Source organism: Allobosea sp. 05T422_2 (assembly GCF_056396265.1).
The window spans coordinates 1-2,927 of record NZ_JBFTLD010000433.1 but is presented as its reverse complement, the minus strand read 5'-3'; the positions used below and the strand labels follow the sequence as shown (position 1 = coordinate 2,927).

General features: G+C 59.3%; 5 protein-coding genes. 2 read left to right on the top strand and 3 right to left on the bottom strand.

The genetic code is table 11. From position 1 onward, the window contains the following. Nucleotides 1–326: 326 nt before the first annotated feature. Nucleotides 327–533 (bottom strand): hypothetical protein, encoded by a 207-nt coding sequence (locus AC1DJT_RS35630; RefSeq protein ID WP_476771053.1) that lies wholly within the window; start codon nucleotides 531–533, stop codon nucleotides 327–329. A 15-nt stretch (nucleotides 534–548) separates the two neighbouring features. After that, nucleotides 549–848: a hypothetical protein gene (locus AC1DJT_RS35625; RefSeq protein ID WP_476835950.1), complete on the bottom strand. Its 300-nt coding sequence runs from the start codon at nucleotides 846–848 to the stop codon at nucleotides 549–551. Nucleotides 849–921: 73 nt separating this feature from the next. Here AC1DJT_RS35625 and AC1DJT_RS35620 point away from each other — a divergent pair, with 73 nt between their 5' ends. Both AC1DJT_RS35620 and AC1DJT_RS35615 read left to right on the top strand, forming a co-directional pair. Next, nucleotides 922–1,305, top strand: coding sequence for a hypothetical protein (locus tag AC1DJT_RS35620; RefSeq protein ID WP_476835949.1), 384 nt, complete (start codon nucleotides 922–924; stop codon nucleotides 1,303–1,305). A 4-nt stretch (nucleotides 1,306–1,309) separates the two neighbouring features. Continuing rightward, nucleotides 1,310–1,996 (top strand): SOS response-associated peptidase, encoded by a 687-nt coding sequence (locus AC1DJT_RS35615; protein WP_476771050.1) that lies wholly within the window; start codon nucleotides 1,310–1,312, stop codon nucleotides 1,994–1,996. Nucleotides 1,997–2,113: 117 nt separating this feature from the next. On the opposite strand, the gene AC1DJT_RS35610 is transcribed toward AC1DJT_RS35615, so the two are convergent. Further along, nucleotides 2,114–2,794: a DUF4238 domain-containing protein gene (locus tag AC1DJT_RS35610; protein WP_476835951.1), complete on the bottom strand. Its 681-nt coding sequence runs from the start codon at nucleotides 2,792–2,794 to the stop codon at nucleotides 2,114–2,116. Nucleotides 2,795–2,927 lie beyond the last annotated feature (133 nt).

Here is a 2,927-nt window from a genome sequence, read left to right as displayed (position 1 = left end):
GTTACGAATAATGTAATAGTTGATATTAAAACAGCATAGCAAAGTGGCTGTGCTAAGAAAATTAGAAATGCCTGCCAAGTAACCGGAGGGGCATTCTGGGGAGGGTCGGGGTTCTCAGCCCAAATCGCGACCGCCAACACAGCGAGCGTGAGCAGCGTCGAGACCGCAAGACTGCCCAGAGCCCTATTCGCCTTCATTCTTATACCTCGTTAGCCAACTTTCATTTGAGGGATGCCAAAAAAACCCTCGTGACGCAAACCTTATCGCAGGTCGGCATCCAACACGCCGCTCGGAAGAGCGAGAGCCGGAGCGGATCATGCCGGTTTTCAGAACGGGATCTGCAGCTGGTTGATCGACGCGGGAACGGGGCAGAGTTCAAACATGAGCGGCGGCATGTGGTCCTCCTCCCAGCAGAAGGCCGCATAGTCGAGCTCCGCCCGTTCATCGGCCTCGGGGCTGCCAGGGCGCGCGTTCTCGATCTCGGCCATTCGCTGCCGGGCCACCAACCATTCCAGGGTGTCGGTGATGATCATCGCGCCCCCCCTTCATCAGTGACGCGTCGCCTCGTTGTCATTGACCCCGACGCGCCTCGCCTCGCGGAGCCAGTGCCAACGATCGCCGGCGGATTGCTCGACCAGCCAAAGCTGCGGCCTGCCCTCGCGGGGCACGAAGAAGGCGTAGTCCTCGCCATTKGCCAGGCGATAGGGCGGATCGAAGACGACCAGCTTCTGGACCTGGCCGATGTTCATTTCGACCCGGCTCAATACGAAATTGCCGCCGCAGGCGATGATCTGCTTGGCCTCGCTGCGAGACAGGGCAGTTCCTGCGGGGGTAGGCGACGGCAGCATAGCTTGACTCCTTGGGGGGCTTGGATGTTCTATTTTTGTTCTCATTCGAGCGCGAGTCAAATGTCATTGTCCGATGCCGATCAGGCCGACCATTCCGCCAACCCTGGAGACGGATCTCCGGCACTATCCGTGGATCCTGCTTCGCTTTCGCTGCGATTACTGCAAGCGGTGGGCAGACGGGGGACTGGCGGCCTGTGCGGAGAAATTCGGCGCCGGCACGGCGCTGGGCGAGCTGCTCGAGATGTTCAGGGGGCGGTGCGCCTGGCGGGCGGAAATCCGCAAGCCGCAGAAATACGGGTTCAAGTGCGGGGGCTACTGTCTGGACGTTGGGAAGACACGGCCGCCCGATTTCCCGGCGACGATGGGAGGCTTGACCGTGATCGACGGCGGGCGGGATGATCTGCTCCCGGCCGAGYCTCGCGAGCTCGAGCGACGGAAACGGATAGGCGAGGAGTAGCGGAATGTGCGGTCGGTTCAGCCAGGCGTATTCGTGGGAGGAAATCGTCGCCTTCAGCCAGCCGCTGACGGTGCCGGCCGAGCGGCCGAACCTGCGAGCCCGCTACAACATCGCCCCGACGACCGAGGTCGATATCATCGTGCGCGACCAGGACGGCAACCGCGTGCTGCGGAAAGCGCGCTGGGGCCTGATCCCGGGCTGGTGGAAGAAGAAGGCGAACGAGTCCGGGGCGACCTTCAACGCGCGAATCGAGACGGTCGATTCCAGCGCCATGTTTCGCTCAGCCTATGTGAAACGTCGCTGTATCATCCCGGCGAGCGGGTTCTATGAATGGACCGGCGAGAAGGGCGACAAGACCCCGCATCGGATCAGTGCGGCCGACGGCGGCCTGCTCGGCTTCGCCGGCTTGTGGGAAGCCTGGACCAATCCAGAGACCGGCGAGGAGATCGTTACCTGCACGATCATCACGCGCGACGCGAACAAATGGATGTCGGAGATCCACAACCGCATGCCGGCGACGCTGCTGCCGCGCGACTTCGAGGCCTGGCTTGACGGCTCGGGYGGCAAGGATTTGCTGATGCAGCCGCCGCAGGAGCTGCGCGAATGGATCGTGTCTCAACGAATGAACAAGACCGGGGTTGGCGACGATGACCAGGCCACGGCTGAGCCATTCAAGGAGCTGCAGCATTGAGACCCTACAAACCCTATCTCACGCTMCAAAGGGGGGCAGATGCGATTTCCGCAGCCTCCTCACGACTGATTAACGGGCAAGCTGATGAATTACCCGTAACAACCAACCTAAACAGCATTAATAATTGATGGGATTATTCGGAAGATATACAAATTCGATAAAGAGCCATAAATCGACGCCCCGTCCTTCGCAAATTTTTCTATTCGGAGCCTCCGCCTCCAGACTCAGCAAATGAGCGCTTACGTCGATAAACTGCCGCGACACTTCAAACGTTGGCGGTAGGCCTTTGTGCCATGACATTAGCAACAAGCGTTTCGGGCTGAGAGGAAAGGAAACTTCGACGTTTTTGTGGAGGAAGCCACCGTCGCTCATCGGGTGCCTCGGGCCTATAACGACCCTGCAGACGGGGTTGTCGGATGAAATGACGAAGCCGCGCTCCGGCTCGACGACCGACCACGACATGTCGTGAATAAGAGGCATGATTGGTTTCGCATTCCCCAGGATGTCGAGTGTTCGTTCTTTGGGGATGTGGATTTCGAATGAGCTCGGATCAATCATGACCGACTTAATCTTAGCACGTTCTTCAGGGGTGTAGATCCTGCCTTCACCTTCTTCCATCTTACGAATGAAGGAGTTGAAGGCGCCGTCGTGCAAGGCGGTGGCGTGGTTTTGAAGCTGGAACATCCGGCTTTGCAGTTCAGCAGACATACGGCGTGCCGACCTCGTCCTGACATACATGGTCGCGATGAAGGCGGCGAAATCCACCCGCTGGGCACCGGATGGGGGGAGTGTCTGAATTTTTGTGTCCGGGGCGGGTTGAGCTTCATTGAGTGATGAAGCGATCCTCGAACATGATCGCGAACTGGGACTTGGCTTCGGTCCATTCGCGTGGGGGCATTTTCCACTCGGCCGCGGCATCGCGCAAGACGAG

Coding starts and splice junctions, on each gene's coding strand:
- AC1DJT_RS35630 (WP_476771053.1), bottom strand. CDS start 533: ATGATCATCACCGACACCCTGGAATGGTTGGTGGCCCGGCAGCGAATG.